The following is a 14578-nucleotide window of genomic DNA, read 5'->3' on the forward strand; positions in this document are numbered from 1 at the left end:
CGGGGCCCGGCGGCGGGACGCCGGTCACACCGTCGCCGGGCCACCGTCGCGCCGAAACGGGGCGATGATCTTCCGTACGGCTTCCGCGGCCCCCCAGTCGTCGTCGTCATGGGCGATGACACTCAGGAGTTCCCGGAGATGGAACAGGTCCATCCGGTCCCGCCAGCCGCCGTCGATCCCGGTGATCTCCTCGTACACGGCGAAGAAGCGGTCCGAGGCGGGCGGGCGCGGGGAGCACCACAGCATGCTGAGGTCGATTTCCGGCCAGTTGTAGGACACGGCGGGGTCGATGAGTACGGGCGCGCCGTCGGCGGTGGCGACGATGTTCTCCTGCCACAGATCGCCGTGGGTCAGGCACGGGGGCCGGTCCGGCACGAGTTCGGGAAGGGTGGCACAGAGCCGTTCCAGGGCCTGCCGCTCCGCGGCGTCGAAGGCCGCCTCGACCAGAGGTTCCGACAGCCAGCGCAGGATGCGCCGCTCCGCGAGGAACGCGTGGCCGTCGCTGTCCCACGTGTTGTCCTGGCGCAGCCGGCCCAGCCAGCCCGGACGGTGCCAGCCGAACCGCTCGGCGGTCGTGGAGGTGTGCAGGGCGGCGACCGCTTGGGCGAGCCGCTCCCAGAAACGCTCGTCGTCGCGGCGTGGCCGCATCTTCTCCAGCACGAGCAGCCGGGGCGAGGCGCACAGCACCTCCGGCGTGGTCACCCCGCCGGTTTCGCGGAGCTCCGTCAGGCCGGCGGCTTCGACGGGGAAAATGTCCCGGTCCGGCCCGAGAAGCGTTTTCGCGAATATCTGGGAATCATCCTGGAGGGTTACCAGACCGGCAATTGCGACCACTCCGCCGGTGGCCTTCTTCACCTCTCTGGCTGCGTATCCCGCTTCCTGGAGACGCTTGATGAGTATCTCTTCGTCAGACACCCAGAAATCACATCATATTTTTCCCGGACACACCAGGGACCCGTTCGGCCACATTCATCGGTAGCCGCGGGCCTGAAGCGTGTACAGCTCCGCGTAGAGACCGCCGCGCCGCAGCAGTGCGGCGTGGCCCCCGGCTTGCGCGATCCGGCCGTCCTCGACCACGACGATGAGGTCGGCCATTCGCACCGTGGAGAAACGGTGGGAAACCAGCAGCGTGATCCCGCCGTCGGCCGCTGACCTTTCGGCCTGCGCGGCACAACGCTGGAAAAGGGCGTGTTCCGCCTCGGCGTCGAGGGCGGCGGCCGGTTCGTCCAGAACCAGCAGAAGCGGCCGGTCCCGCATGAACGCGCGGCCGAGCGCCGGTTTCTGCCACTGGCCGCCGGAGAGCTCCGCCCCGTGAGGTGTAACTCCTGCCGAGCCGGGTGGCCAGACCCTCCGGCAACGCGTCGAGCACACCGGCCGCCCGCGCGCGTGCCAGAGCCGTCCGCACGGCCTCCTCGGAGCCGGCGCGGGGCAGATCGCCCACGCCGACGGCCTGCCGGACCGTGAACTCGTACCGGACGGCGCCGACGATCGCCGTGCACTTCCCGGCCTCGATCCTCAAGGCGAGGCCCTCGAAGACGCGCCGCTCCCGGCCGGGGTGGCCGAAGGAGACCCTGGAGAAGGCGATCTCCCGCCGGGGGGCGGGCGGCGGCGTCCGCGGGGTCTCCGAGGTGTCCGGCTGTGCCGGGTGACGGGCCACGCCCTCCTCGAACGCGGTCAGCGCGTCACGGGCGTTCATCCCGAGGATCGTCTGCATGTCGGACTCCGGACAGAACTCGCCGAGCCGGACGCCGATCAGCACGGCCTGTGTTGCCAGCGCCAGCCCGGTGAGAGTGGCCCCGCCCGCTCCGGCTGCCGCGACCGCCGCCGGCACCGCGGCCGTGATCACCAGGCCGACGACGGTGTACCGCGGATGGGGCCACAGCAGCAGTCGGCGGCGCTCCGCCCAGGCCGGTGCCATCCACTCCAGGGCCACCACCCGGTGCCGGTCGCGCAGCCAGCCGGCCAGCCCGAAGATCCGGATCTCCTTGCCCGCCGCGGCGCGCGTGGCCAGATCCCGCAGATAGCGTTCTTCCCGGCGGCGCCCCAAGAGTGACGACCAACTCGCCATGTGGCCCCGCAGGCCGCGGCGGAGCGAGCGGCACATCGCCAGTACGGCGACGCAGACCGCGAGCCCGGCAAGCCAGGAGAAGCAGAACCCGATGACCCCCACGCAGCCCGCCAGCTGCACCCACCGCGCCAGCAGATGCAGCAGACCGGCGCACGCCTTCCCGGGGCTGTCCACGCCGGTCTCCAGCTCCCGCCGCGCCTCGCTGAGCCGCTCCAGCAGCCGGGGTCCTCCAGCGGACCGATGCCCGGTCCGCGCAGTGAGGCCGCGATGACCCGGTCGAAGAGCGCCCCGTCCACCCGTCTGGCGACGAGCTCACCCAGCGCCCCCTGCAACGGGGCGAGCACCTGCTGCGTGGTGAACGCGGCGGACGCCACCGCGAACGCCGTCAGCACTCCCGACCACCGTGCCGAGCCGGTGCCCGCGGCCGGCGCGCCGGGCACCCGGCCCACCATCACACTGCTGCTGACCACGAATATCACGGGCAGTACGCCCAGCAGCACGTCGCAGGCGATCGTCGACGCCACCGGACCGCGTCCGGCCGCGGGCAGCAGCCCTGCGATCCGCCGCAGCCCGGTCCGCTGCGCGGGGCACGCCGCCCGGCCGGAGCCGGTCAGGCGATGCCCCATCGGGCACCTCCGCACATCTCAGGCCGCTCCCGGCTCGAAGACCCGCTGTACGGTCGCCGGCGCGTCGACCGCCGTGTCACCGAGCCGGAACGCCGACTCCACCAGCGACCGGGCGGCGGCGACGTCACCAACGTCGTAGCACAGCTCCGCCAGGACATCGCCCTGGTCGACGCGGTCCCCGACCCGGCGTCGCAGCAGCACACCGGCGCCGTGGTCCAGGGGCGCGTCGTACGTCAGCCGCCCCGCTCCGAGCAGCAGGCTCGCGTTGCCCACGGACCGGGGCTCGATCGCGGTGACCCAGCCCGATTCGGGCGCCGTGACCGTCAGCCGCCGCCCGGCGGACGGCAGCCGCTCCGCCTCCAGCGCGGCGACGTCCGCCCCCTGCGCGACCGCCCACCGCACGAACGTCTCGTACGCCGTCCCCTCGTCGAGGACCCGGTCGATCCTGGCCATGGCCTGTTTGTCGGTGAGCGCGGCGTCGACGCTCTGCAGCATCAGCCGGCAGACCGCCGCGCACAGGTCCCACAGTCCGGGGACGCGCTCCCCGCGGAGTACGGCCAGCGCCTGGCGGATCTCCAGCGCGTTGCCCACCGCGGGCCCGAGCGGCTGGCTCATGTCGCTGAGCACGGCCCGCGCGTTCAGTCCGAACTCGGCGGCAAGGCCGAGCATCGTTCGGGCCAGCTCGGTCGCACGGTCCTGTTCCCGGATCAGCGCTCCGGCGCCCGTCTTGACGTCGAGGACCAGCCCGTCGGCCCCCACGGCGGACTTCTTGCTGATGATGCTGGCCGCGATCAGCGGAATGCTCTCCACGGTGCCGGTGACGTCGCGCAGCGCGTACGTGGCGCCGTCGCCCGGTGTCAGATCGGCACTCTGGCCGGTGAGGACCATGCCGACGGAGGTGAGCATCGGCACGATCTCCTCGATCGGGATCGTGGTCCGAAGCCCCTTGATCGACTCCAGTTTGTCGAGCGTGCCCCCGGTGAAGCCGAGGGCCCGGCCGGTCATCTTCGCCATCGGGACCCCGCACGCCGCGACCACCGGCACCACGATCAGCGTGGTGGTGTCCCCCACGCCGCCCGTACTGTGCTTGTCCACGACCGGGCCGTCCACCCGGCTCAGGTCCAGCTGGCCGCCGCCGATGGTGTGGGCCCGCGTCAGGGCCACCAGTTCCGCCGTGGACAGCCCGCGGCAGGCGACCGTCGCGAGCCAGGCCGCCATCTGGTAATCCGGGATCCGGCCGTGGACGTAGTCCGTGACGATGCCCTCGATCTCCCCGGAGTCCAGGACCGCTCCGGCGCGTTTGCGGGTGGTCGACCCGACGACCCGGGCGGATGCCGCGGTGTCGCCGAGGTCACCAGCCGGCGGGACGGGACTCATCCGGACTCCTTGCGCGCTCCGGACGCCAGATGGGCGGCGACCTTGCCGACGACGGCCCGTACGGCAGCCAGATACCGCTCGTCCTCCTCCTCGAAGCCCGCCGGGGCACAGGGAACCGAAATCTTCAAGGTGCGCGCCGCGAGGCGCTCGGCCACCGGGAACTCCGTCCGCACACAGGCCCGGTCGTACGTGGTCACCGGCGACATCGGATGCCGGAACAGATGCAGCGTGTGCAGCGGCGACGTCGCCTTCGGGATGTCGACGTCGTCCAGCCCCTCGGCGTTGCATGCCGCCACCAGCCGGTCCCGGCCGCCCGGAACCCGGTCCGGATCGACGTCGAAGAGCAGCGCGTAGTGGGCCGAGGTCCGCTCAGGCGTCGACAGCGTCAGCGGCGTGACCCCCTCGATCCGCGTGATAAGCCCCGCGATCTCCTCCGCGAACGCCTGCTTTCCCTTGATCCACGACGGCAGTTCGGCGATCTGGCCCACGGCGAAGGCGACGCCCAGCGGATGCGCCCGGTACTTCAGGCCCAGACCCGTCACGGCGTACGGATAGAGCGGCCCCTGGGGGTCCATCTCCTTCATCGCCCGTTTGTTGAAGTGCCCCAGCAGCTGCGCCCGGTCGTACACCTCCCGGCTGCGGGTGGCCAGTACGCCGCCCTCGCCGGCTGCGACGAGCTTCTGGGTCTGCAGACTCCAGGCCGCGGCCGCGCCGAAGGTGCCTACCGGGCGCCCGCGGTAGGTCGCGCCGTGCGCGTGGGAGCAGTCCTCGACCAGCGCCAGCCCGTGCTCCTCGGCGAAGGCCGCAATGACGTCCATGTCACACGGCAGACCCCACATGTGCGTGATGACGACCGCTTTCGTGCGCTCGGTTACCAGCCCCGCCGCAGCCTCTGGGTCGAACGAGCCGTCGGGCCGGCAGTCGGCCAGCACCGGCAGCGCGCCCAGCTGGAACAGCGGCGCGGAGGTGGCGAAGAAGGTGTACGACGGGCAGAGAACCTCGTCGCCGGGGCCGAGACCGATGCCGTAGAACGCCGAATGCAGCGCGGCGGTACCTGAGTTGGTCACCAGACTGTACGGAAGGTCATGAGCGGCCGACCAGGCGTCCTCGAACTCCGCCACCACACCGGAGCGGTCGTACAGCGACAGCCTGCCGCTCTCCAGCTGCTTCAGAACGCGCTCAGACCACTCCGATCGCCGCTTCGGCCACGGATACGCCGTCGGTCGGCTCAGTACCGGCTGTCCCCCGTCGATGGCCAGATCCGAAACGGGCATCCTGGGTCTCCTCGTGCAGCGGTCGTACGGAGGTCTGTCGGGAAATGGAGCGGTAGAGCGACTCGATGGTGGCGGTGACGCGTACACCGTCCTGCACCTCGCGTTCGGTGACGTCCGGGTCGCAGAGATGGTCGAGCGTGTTCACCAGCACGCCGGACGCCGAATCCCAGGGACGTTCGCCGGTCACCCGCTCGACCGGACGGTTCGATCGATCCAACCGCTCGAGACGGTCCCGGGTGAGCTCGATGTGCCCGCCGGAACCGTAGACGCGTATCAACTCGCTCTTCTCGGACTCACAGAGCGACAGGCGGAGTACGCCGGTAACACCGTTCGGATAGGTCAGTGTCGACAGTGTGGTTTCTTCGACGTCGTAGGCGGCGTCCGGATTCAGCTTGGGCGCCGCACTCGCGTAGACGAGTGACGGCATTCCGAAGAACCAGTGGAGCAGATCGATGATGTGGTAGCCCATGTCGATGATGGCCCCGCCGCCGGAGGTTCTCGTCTCGGCCCGCCAGCCGGCCTGGTAGGCATCGGTACTGAGCTGGTAGGTGGCGTCGAAGTGCCTGATGGCGCCGATCCGCCCCAGCGCGTCCTTTGCCCTCAGATACAGCGGGTGATGGCGCCGCTGGACACAGAGCCTCAGGTGGCCGTCGTGTTCCCGGACGGCCGCAGCGAGGTCGCGGGCCTCCGCCGGCGACAGGGCGAAGGGCTTCTCCTTCAGCACGGGGATGCCGCGGCGGCACAGCTCCAGAGTGATCTCGTGGTGGGTGTGGTGCGGCGTGGCGACGATGACGAGGCCGGGGTCCACGGCGTCCAGCAGGGATGCGTGATCGGGGAAGAACCGCGGACGGGGGACGTGTCCGTTCCTGGCGAGTGCGTTGATCAGACGCGCTTCCGCTGCCGGGTCCACATCGCATGCCGCGACCAGCTCGATGCGCGACGACAGACCGACGAGGGCGGGTACGTAGTCGTCCAGGGTTCTGCGGCCGACACCGATGACCGCACAGCGAATGACAGGTAAGCCTGACAAGTTGACCGACCCTTTCCAGCGGCTCCTACGGATTTACGGGGACTCTTCAGCCGGCGAGCCGGCGAGCCGGTGAGCCGGAGAGGACGGGGCGGTCGGGCCCTGGCCCGCTTCGGTCAGCCGGAAGCGGCGACGGTGGAGAGGACGGCGATGCTGTCGTGGAGACGGGCGGCCTCCTTCCTCGCCGATCCGGTGGGGGAGGAGAAGGCCGGAGAAGCCGGGCTCGTCGCCGAACGCCCCGACGGGGGCGCCCGATGTCCAGCCCACCCGGGCCCGCCCCTCCTCGTGGACCGCCCTCACGGCCGCACGACGGTGGCAGCGGCCTCCGGTTCGTCCGCACGCGCGACCGGCATCCTCGCCGTGGTGCGGATGGCTGACGAAGGCCGGTCCCGGGCGCCTTTCGCCGTGTGCGTGACCTGGGTCATCTCTGGTTCCCTTCTCACGGAACGGTGTCGCGTACATCTCGTGCGTGAGTGAACTCATGCCGGGCAGGCGGCAGCCGCACCGCGGCCGGTCCGTCTCGGCGGTCACCGGGTGGAGGTGCAGGTGAGTGCGAGACGGCAGGAGCAGCCGTGCGCCGATGGCACGGGCATACCCGGTCCCGAGGCGAACTGCGCCATCGGCCGGTCCGGATCGGGGCGCACATCAGCGTCCACCAGGACTGCTGAGGGATCGCCCGGTGCCAGCGCGTGAGGGTGACGGTCAAGGACGACGGGCGGACGCGCCTCTGAGGCGTGGCGTCGCCCGGGTGACAACCGGCGTCAGAGGACACTGGGCCCGTGCCCGGGGTGTACGGAAACCCACGGTGACGAGATGATCGGGATGTTCTGGAACGGCCATCACAGCGCTCAATTCCCCCGTAGACAACCCAGGGCGACGATACGTCAGCACGCCGACCTCGATGCGGACGCAGAACATGCTGCTCCCCGCCACCTCCGGCCCGACAGCGCTCCCATGAGCTTGACATGGTCATGTTCCTGCGTCAACAGATCATGGGCAAGCCTCTGCCCGGCCACCCCGCTGGGCGAAGCCCTCGAACCCGGAACATCCCCGGTCGGAGACCTTCGCACAGCACCCCGCACACATCGGCGGAGGCGGACGCCGGATACGGCGATGCCGCCGCGTTCCGGCACGGACTGCAGGAGCCCGGCCTGAATCAGGTGGTGGCGATTTCCACCAGGCTCTCCGCCCAGCCCGGCGACGCGGTGCCGGTGGCCGAGCCGTACTCCGGGAACGGACGCCCGCCGGTGGCGAAGTGTCCCGACAAGCCGCGGTCTGTGAAGGAACTGGTCATCGCGGCGGGGCGGAAGGCTGCCCGGCCAGTGCAGTGGCGCCAGGGCTCCCGGCCCGGCACCGGCCGCTCCGGCCGCAAGCGGATCTACTCCCGTTTCTTGGCCCTGCGCATCCGGCCTGCCGGACGCGAGGTCGAGATGGCCGACGGACCGGAACTGCCCGTGTGCTGGCTGCTGGCCCAATGGCCCGCCGACGAGAGCGAGCCGGTGCAGTATTGGCTGTCCGACCTGCCCCTGACCGCACTGGTCCGCCTCGCCAAACCCCGCTGGCGTATCGAGCACGACAACCGGGAGATTGAAACAGGCCCCAGGACTGGCCCACTTCGAGGGACGGACCTTCAACGGATGGCACCACCACGTCCCCCTCGCGCACGCCTTCTGCACCCTGCAACGACTGGCCCGAGCGCCAAAGACGCGGGGCCGGCCTGAGCCTCTACCAAGTCGTCCGCGAGTTGCAGACACTCCTCGCCCTCTGGACCGGCGCCTGCCCCACCTGCCACCACGACATACCCACACCCATACGGACCTGACCAAGCCCTACCAGTCGTGCCGGTTGATAAAGCCGGAAGTCCGAGAAGAGTCCCAGAGGACTCCCACGGCTGATGGATGCCATTTCGGTTCTACTCGACGTAGGGCAGCGCGGCGGGGCAGGGGCTGTGCGCTGGAGCTCGGCCTTGTTTCCTCCGTGGCAATGGGCGGCTCACCTCCGCTCGCGTGGAGTGGAGAGCGCGTCTGCAGAGTTTGGGGGCGCCTGTGGCCGCATGGCTGTCACTGTCTGTGATGTGCCGTGGGTCGGCGACATCGTGCGGGCAGTGCCGAGTGGGCAGCCAGGTGGGCTCGTTGCGGCAGGCGCGAAGCGTGGGTTGCCAATCGTTTCTCCCCAGTTCCTCCCCAACGCTCGCCGACGCCCGAAAAGGGCAGGTCAGGGGCCCGCCGCCAGCAGGGCGAGGAGATCACCCGCATCACTTCTCCCCAGAGACTCCCCACGGCCGATTCCGGCTCGATCCGTGACTGATGCGAGAGCAGAGCGCGAAGAGTAACTGATCGTGATGCGAGGTGCTTAGAGCCAGTCTCGTCGCTTGAAAATCACATACAAACTTACGCAAACCACCCCCATCAGGCCGATCGCGAAGGGGTATCCGAAGCTCCAGCCCAACTCAGGCATGTCTTCGAAGTTCATGCCGTAGATAGTTCCAACCAGCGTGGGAGCAAACAGAATCGCCGCCCACGACGAGATCTTCTTGATCTCCTCGTTCTGCTCGAACCCCGCCTCCGCCAGTGCCCGCATCTCCGCGTTCTGCTGTTGCGTGACCAGGGTCGCGTTCACCGTGAGGATCTCGGTGAGGGCCTGGCGGAAGCTGTCGACGCGCTCGCTGGTCTGGGTGACGTGGTCGGCGACGTCGCGGAGGTAGCGCTGGAGTTCCTCGTCCGTGCCGTACTTCGCGAAGCCCGCCATGAGGCCGTGCAGCATGCCGACGAGCGGGCGGGTGGCGCGCTGGAACTCGACCATCTCGCGGGAGAGTTCGTAGATGCGGCGCGAGACCTCGGGGTCGCCGCTGAAGACCTCGGTCTCGATCTCGTCGATGTCGTTCTGGACACCCGCGACCACCGGGGCGTAGCCGTCGACCACCGCGTCCAGGATCGCGTACAGGACCGCCTCCGGGCCCCGCTTCAACAGGTCCGGGCTCTTCTCCATGCGGTGGCGGACCGCGGACAGGTCGGGGGCGGCGCCGTGGCGGACGGTGATCACGAAGTCCGGGCCCACGAAGACGTGCAGTTCGCCGAAGTCGACCTCCTCGGGGGCGTCGAGATAGCGGGCGGCGCGCAGGACGACGAAGAGGGTCTTGCCGTAGCGCTCCAGCTTCGGGCGCTGGTGGGCCTCCATCGCGTCCTCGACGGCGAGTGGGTGGAGGTCGAACTCGGCGGCCAGCGACAGCAGTTCCTCCTCCGTGGGGCCGGCCAGACCGATCCACGCCATGCCGTTCGCCGTGTCGCGCAGCTCGCGGAAGGTGTCGGCCAGCGTCGCGGGGGAGGAGACGCGTACGCCGTCCTGGTAGAGGGCCGCCTGGACCACGCTGGCCGGCTCCGCCGGGTGCGGCGCGGGCTCGGCGGGGGCGGGCGTGGACCGCGTGGGTGGGGCGGGCGGCGACGGCAGGGCACGGCGCCAGACGGACCTCCTGGCGCCCCCAGTCCCCTTCGGGTTCTTCGAGGCGATGGGGCACCTCCCTGTGTACGTGCGCGTGTGCCGGCGCTCGGGCGTGGCACGTGCGCGTGACCGGCCGGATCGACCGGCAGGATATACGCGGCACACGACGTGGGGGTGCGTGGAGGGCATGGAGCCGGTAAGTGTTGCCGAACGTGGATAGGGGGCGTTGCGGACCGCTCGTGGTCGGTCCGCAACGCCCCCCGGCAATCACCTGAGGGGGTGCCTCAGGAGTTCATCGGGCGTCGTACCCCTGGGGTCTACGACTCGATCTGCTCGGTGACGTCGGCCGAGAAGGTCGTCAGCCGGGTGTAGACACCCGGGTACCCGGCCAGGGCGCAGCCCTCGCCCCAGGAAGTGATACCTGCCAGGACGCCCCCGATCATCAGGGGACCGCCGCTGTCGCCCTGGCAGGTGTCCACGCCGCCGGAGGTGTATCCGGCGCACACCATGTCGCTCGCTATGAAGGACGAGCCGTACGAGCTGCCGCAGCTGGAGTTGGAGACGATCGGCACCGTGGCGGTGCGCAGCTGGTTGGAGGAGGAGCCACCCGAGGAGGTGGTGCCCCAGCCGAGGATGCGGGCGGTGGTGCCGGCCGCGTACACGGAGGTGTCGGACGAGCCGACGTACGGCGCCGTGGTGTACGGCATCGACGTCGACAGGGTCAGCACGGCCACGTCGTTGCCCTCGGTGGCGTCCGTGTAGTCGGGGTGGATCCAGATGTCGCTGACTCTGCTGACGGTGCCGTTGGTGCCGTTGCGGTAGGTGCGGCCGCCCACGACACGGACGCTGCTCGTGGTCTCGCCGACCATGCAGTGCGCGGCGGTGACCACCTTGGTGGCCGAGACCAGGGTGCCGCCGCAGAACTGGCTCTGCGACGAGTCCGTGATCTGCATGACGTACGGGTACGCGCTCGCGGTGGTCGTCGTGCCGCCGACGATGGGGTTGGGGGCGGCGACGGCGGAGGGGGCGCTCAGGAGTGCGGTCGCGGCGGCGGCAGCGGCGGCCGCGCCGAGAGCGGCGGTTTTCTTGGCACGCTTGAACCCGAACAAGGGGGGACTCCTTCGTGGGGGTTGCACCGGTGGGGGACGCGCGGGTGGGGGAGGTGCACCGGGCCGGCGGGCCGGCTCGGTGTGCCCTGGCGAGCGGCACGTCCTCAAGCTAGGAGCGGCAGCGATCAGCCCCCAATTGGGGAACCCCCTAAGGGAGTTGGGGAGGGAAAACCCTCGATGACCGCACGCGGGCGGGAACGTAGGCTGGCACCCGGGGGGAGCTCGTACGTATCGCTTCGTAGGTATCGCTTCGTACGTCTCGGCTCTTACGTATCGGGGAGGTCAGCTCGTACGGTGTCCCGCCGCCAGCCGCACGATGTCCACGCGCGACCGGATGCCCAGCTTCCGGTAGACCCGGGTGAGGGTCGCCTCGACCGTCTTGACGCTGATGAACAGCCGCCCGGCGATCTCGCGGTTCGTCGCGCCCTCCATGACGAGTTCGGCGACCTGACGTTCCGTCGTGGCGAGGACGGCGAGGGCGTCCAGCGCGGCCGGAGCGGGAGCCGGGACCGCGGGCGGCTGCGGGGCCGGGGCGGCCGCCGCCTGCTCGGCCTGCCTCAGCCAGGGCAGGGCACGGCAGCGGCGGAAGAGCCGGGTCGCCTCGTCGTACGACGTCGGACCGGGACGGGGCGTGCGCAGCCCCGCCAGGGCGTACGCGGCCCGGGCCTCCTCCAGGCCGTAGCCGAGCTTGGCCAGCCGGTCCTGCACGGACGTCAACTGCCGTACGGCGGCCTCGTGGTCGCCGCGCGCGGCGCGCACCAGCGCCTCGGAGCGGTCGAGCACGGCGAGCACGCTCTCGCGCCCCAGCCGCAGCGCTCGTTCCCGTGTGGCGACGATGACGTCCTGTGCCTCGGCGTACTCGCCCACCCGCACCAGCGCCTCGGCCAGGTCCCCGTGCCAGCGCCCGCGCGCGGGATCGGTGACCCCGAGGCTCTCCTCCAACTCCCGTACGCGACGCAGGGACTGGACCGTGCCCGCCGCGTCCCCGGCCACCAGCTGGGCGTACCCGAGGGAGCCCAGGGCGCGGGAGAGGTACACCAGGTCGCCGTCCGCCTCGGCGTGCTCCGCCGCCTCCCGGGCCAGCGCCAGCCCGCGGTCGACCTCGCCGCCCGAGGCCTCCGCGAGCGCGGTGAGCATGGCGGAGGCGCCCTCGCCGATCCCGGTGTCCCGGGCCAGGCGCAGGCTCTCCCGGGCGAGGTCCAGTGCGCGGCCGCAGTGGCCGGAGCGCAGTTCGGTCTCGGCGAGGAAGCGCAGGAAGTGCACCTCGCTCTCGACCATGCCGCGCCGGCGGGCCTCGCGCAGCAGCGCGGTGACCGTCTTGCGGGCCTCGGGGAGCTGGTCGCTCATGAGCAGCCAGCGGAACCGGGCCGAGCCGGCGCCGTTGTGGTGGCAGGCCACCTGGGGGTCCTGCGGCTCCCTCAGCGCGCGCTTGATCGTCGCGGGCGCGTCCGGGTGGCCCATCAGGGTCTCGATGTGGGCCTGGAAGGCCAGCGCGAGGAGCTCGGTGCGCCGGTCGCCGGCCCGTTCGGCCAGCCGCGCCGCGTGGGCCGCCTCGGTGCGGCCCTCGGCGAAGTCGCCCTCCACGACCAGCGCCCGCCAGGCCAGCTGGTAGCGGACCAGGGCGAGGAGCCGAGGGTCGTCGCCCGCGTCCGCGAGTGCCTGCGGGTAGGCGGCGTCGACCTCGGCGATGGACTGGCCGGCCGCCTCGATCACCACGATCCAGGCGCGCACCCGGTCGGCGGGCTCGGTGGCCCGGCCGAGCACCTCGCGGGCGATGTCCCGGGCGAGGTCGTTCTCCCCGGCGGTCACCGCGTCCTCGGCCGCCTGCAGCCGGCGCTCGTCGGGGTCCGGCTCGGCGTCGGCCGGGGTGTGCCGGGCCGCGAGCAGCCCCAGCTCGGCAGCGACCGAGGGAGCGCCCCGGTCCCGGGCCACGGCCGCGGCCTCACCGAGCCGCGCGGCGACCGCCGGGTCCGTGCCGGTGGTGGCGAGGGCGAGGTGGCGGGCGCGTTCGATGGGGTCGGAGGCCGCGGTGGACAGGGCGGTGTGGGCGGCACGCCGCTCCTGGGCGCCCGCCTCGGCGTACAGCGCGGCGGACACGAGGGGGTGCGCGAACCGTACGCCGGGGCCCTCCCGCTCGGGGGCGAGCAGGCCGAGCGCCGCGGCCTGCGCGGTCTCCGCCTCGGCGTTGTCGCGCCCGGCGGCGTGCAGCAGCGCGAGGGTGGGCCGGGCGCCGGCACTGGCGACGAGCAGGGTGCGGCGGGCCTCCACGGGGAGCATCTCCAGCCGGTTCAGGACCAGGGCGCGCAGCGAGGTGGGCACGGGCAGGGGCTCGCCCGGGCGCGGTGGGGTCGGGCTCTCGGCGAGGGCGCGGCCGAGCTCCAGCGCGAACAGGGGGTTTCCGCCGCTGGTGCCGTGGATGTCCCGTACGGTCGAGCGGGGCAGCCCGGTGTAGCCGCGGTGTCCGAGGAGCTCGGCCACCTGGGCCTTGGTGAGCGGGCTGACCCGCACGGCCAGGGTCTCGGGGGGCAACGCGCGTAGATGGCGGTCCTGCTCCTGGCCCCGCTGGTCCGTCGCGGTGCGTGCCGCGCACAGCATGCGGACCGGCATGCCGCCGAGCCTGCGGGCGGCGAACCCGAGCAGTTCGGCGCTGGCGGAATCCAGCCACTGGAGGTCGTCGGCGACGATCAGGACGGGTCCCTTGGCGGCCAGCGCCCGCAGGACCGACAGCACGGCGAGCCGCAGGGCCAGGCCGTCGCGCTGGAGGGTGGACTCGCCGCGGCCGGTGAGCGCCGACTCCAGGGCGTCGCGCTGCGGGGCGGGAAGCCGGTCGGACACCTCGTCGATGACCAGGCCGAGCAGGTCGGCCAGCGCGAGGAACGGCAGGTGGGATTCGGACTCGGTGGCCGAGCAGCGCAATACGGTACGTGCCGATTCGGCGTATTCCGCGGCCAATGTCCGCAGAATGGTCGATTTCCCGATCCCCGCGGGGCCGTCCACCAGCACGCTGCCGCCGCGCGCGAGCTGCTCGCGCGCGGCGACGAGTATCTCGTCCCGCCCAACGACCAGGTCGGGGCGCGGTCTGCCAGGCTCCTTGAAGTCCCGTCGCACGGTCCACCGCTCCCCTCTGGTCGTGTCCTGGCCAATATTAGGCAACGAATCTTTGAATTTCGGACCCAAGACGTGGTGAGGGAAATAACAGGAGCGCCACGAGAGGCGCAAGAGCCCCAGGCAGAAAATATTTCACTGTCCTCGCCAATGAATAACCAAGGGCCACGGTAGCGGGTCCGCCCCACCAGGGGCGCGGGACTGTGCCGAGTATGCGGCTCCGCCGCGTGGACGCGCCCCGCCCGGCCAGGTGCGGCGGCACGGACCCGCGGCGGCCCGCCCCGCCACCAAGGGGCGCGGGGAACTGCGCGCTCAGCCCCGACGAACGCGCACGCACCCACCGCCCCGTGGGGCAGACGCCGACGCCCGGCCACGCGGCGGCACGGACCCGCGGTGGCCCGCCCCCACTACCAAGGGGCGCGGGGAACTGCGCGACCAGCCACAACGAACGTGCACGCCCCCACCGCCCCGTGGGGCAGACGCCGACGCCCGGCCACGCGGCGGCACGGACCCGCGGTGGCCCGCCCCCACTACCAAGGGGCGCGGGGAACTGC

Annotated in this window: 9 protein-coding genes and 1 pseudogene; 2 read left to right on the forward strand and 8 right to left on the reverse strand. The window is 71.5% G+C overall.

Annotated features, from left to right (window positions below; genetic code table 11):
• Positions 1-24 precede the first annotated feature (24 nt).
• On the reverse strand, positions 25-915 hold the full coding sequence (locus ACZ49J_RS30315; protein ID WP_467453277.1) for a fructosamine kinase family protein: 891 nt from the start codon (positions 913-915) through the stop codon (positions 25-27).
• Positions 916-969: 54 nt separating this feature from the next.
• Complete coding sequence (locus ACZ49J_RS30320; RefSeq protein WP_467453276.1) at positions 970-1257, reverse strand: hypothetical protein; 288 nt, start codon at positions 1255-1257, stop codon at positions 970-972.
• Positions 1258-1460: 203 nt separating this feature from the next.
• Here ACZ49J_RS30320 and ACZ49J_RS30325 point away from each other — a divergent pair, with 203 nt between their 5' ends.
• Positions 1461-1649, forward strand: a complete 189-nt coding sequence (locus tag ACZ49J_RS30325; protein ID WP_467453274.1) for a hypothetical protein — start codon at positions 1461-1463, stop codon at positions 1647-1649.
• A 1063-nt stretch (positions 1650-2712) separates the two neighbouring features.
• Here ACZ49J_RS30325 and ACZ49J_RS30330 read toward each other — a convergent pair.
• From ACZ49J_RS30330 to ACZ49J_RS30340, 3 genes are read right to left on the reverse strand one after another with little or no spacing between them, the layout of a single operon-like run.
• Positions 2713-4071: a thymidine phosphorylase gene (locus ACZ49J_RS30330; RefSeq protein ID WP_467453273.1), complete on the reverse strand. Its 1359-nt coding sequence runs from the start codon at positions 4069-4071 to the stop codon at positions 2713-2715.
• Positions 4068-5345: a DegT/DnrJ/EryC1/StrS family aminotransferase gene (locus ACZ49J_RS30335; RefSeq protein ID WP_467453272.1), complete on the reverse strand. Its 1278-nt coding sequence runs from the start codon at positions 5343-5345 to the stop codon at positions 4068-4070. The genes ACZ49J_RS30330 and ACZ49J_RS30335 overlap by 4 nt, the downstream gene beginning before the upstream one ends.
• Complete coding sequence (locus tag ACZ49J_RS30340; protein WP_467453271.1) at positions 5251-6375, reverse strand: Gfo/Idh/MocA family protein; 1125 nt, start codon at positions 6373-6375, stop codon at positions 5251-5253. The genes ACZ49J_RS30335 and ACZ49J_RS30340 overlap by 95 nt, the downstream gene beginning before the upstream one ends.
• A 1091-nt stretch (positions 6376-7466) precedes the next feature.
• On the opposite strand from ACZ49J_RS30340, the pseudogene ACZ49J_RS30345 reads away from it, so the two are divergent.
• Positions 7467-8076: pseudogene (locus ACZ49J_RS30345) on the forward strand (transposase); the annotation flags it as partial.
• 648 nt (positions 8077-8724) lie between these two features.
• On the opposite strand, the gene ACZ49J_RS30350 reads toward ACZ49J_RS30345, so the two are convergent.
• From ACZ49J_RS30350 to ACZ49J_RS30360, 3 genes are all read right to left on the reverse strand, one after another.
• The gene (locus ACZ49J_RS30350; protein WP_467453270.1) at positions 8725-9738 is read right to left on the reverse strand and encodes a magnesium and cobalt transport protein CorA; all 1014 of its coding nucleotides are present in this window, start codon (positions 9736-9738) and stop codon (positions 8725-8727) included.
• Positions 9739-10127: 389 nt separating this feature from the next.
• On the reverse strand, positions 10128-10919 hold the full coding sequence (locus ACZ49J_RS30355) for a S1 family peptidase (RefSeq protein ID WP_467453269.1): 792 nt from the start codon (positions 10917-10919) through the stop codon (positions 10128-10130).
• 282 nt (positions 10920-11201) lie between these two features.
• Positions 11202-14027: an ATP-binding protein gene (locus tag ACZ49J_RS30360; RefSeq protein ID WP_467453268.1), complete on the reverse strand. Its 2826-nt coding sequence runs from the start codon at positions 14025-14027 to the stop codon at positions 11202-11204.
• Positions 14028-14578 lie beyond the last annotated feature (551 nt).

The sequence above is a fragment of the Streptomyces sp. NPDC030840 genome, assembly GCF_055572015.1.

Excerpts from the sequence above, each read along its gene's own strand:
- ACZ49J_RS30320 (WP_467453276.1), bottom strand. The coding sequence starts at position 1,257 with ATGCGGGACCGGCCGCTTCTGCTGGTTCTGGACGAACCGGCCGCCGCC.
- ACZ49J_RS30330 (WP_467453273.1), bottom strand. The coding sequence starts at position 4,071 with ATGAGTCCCGTCCCGCCGGCTGGTGACCTCGGCGACACCGCGGCATCC.
- ACZ49J_RS30335 (WP_467453272.1), bottom strand. The coding sequence starts at position 5,345 with ATGCCCGTTTCGGATCTGGCCATCGACGGGGGACAGCCGGTACTGAGC.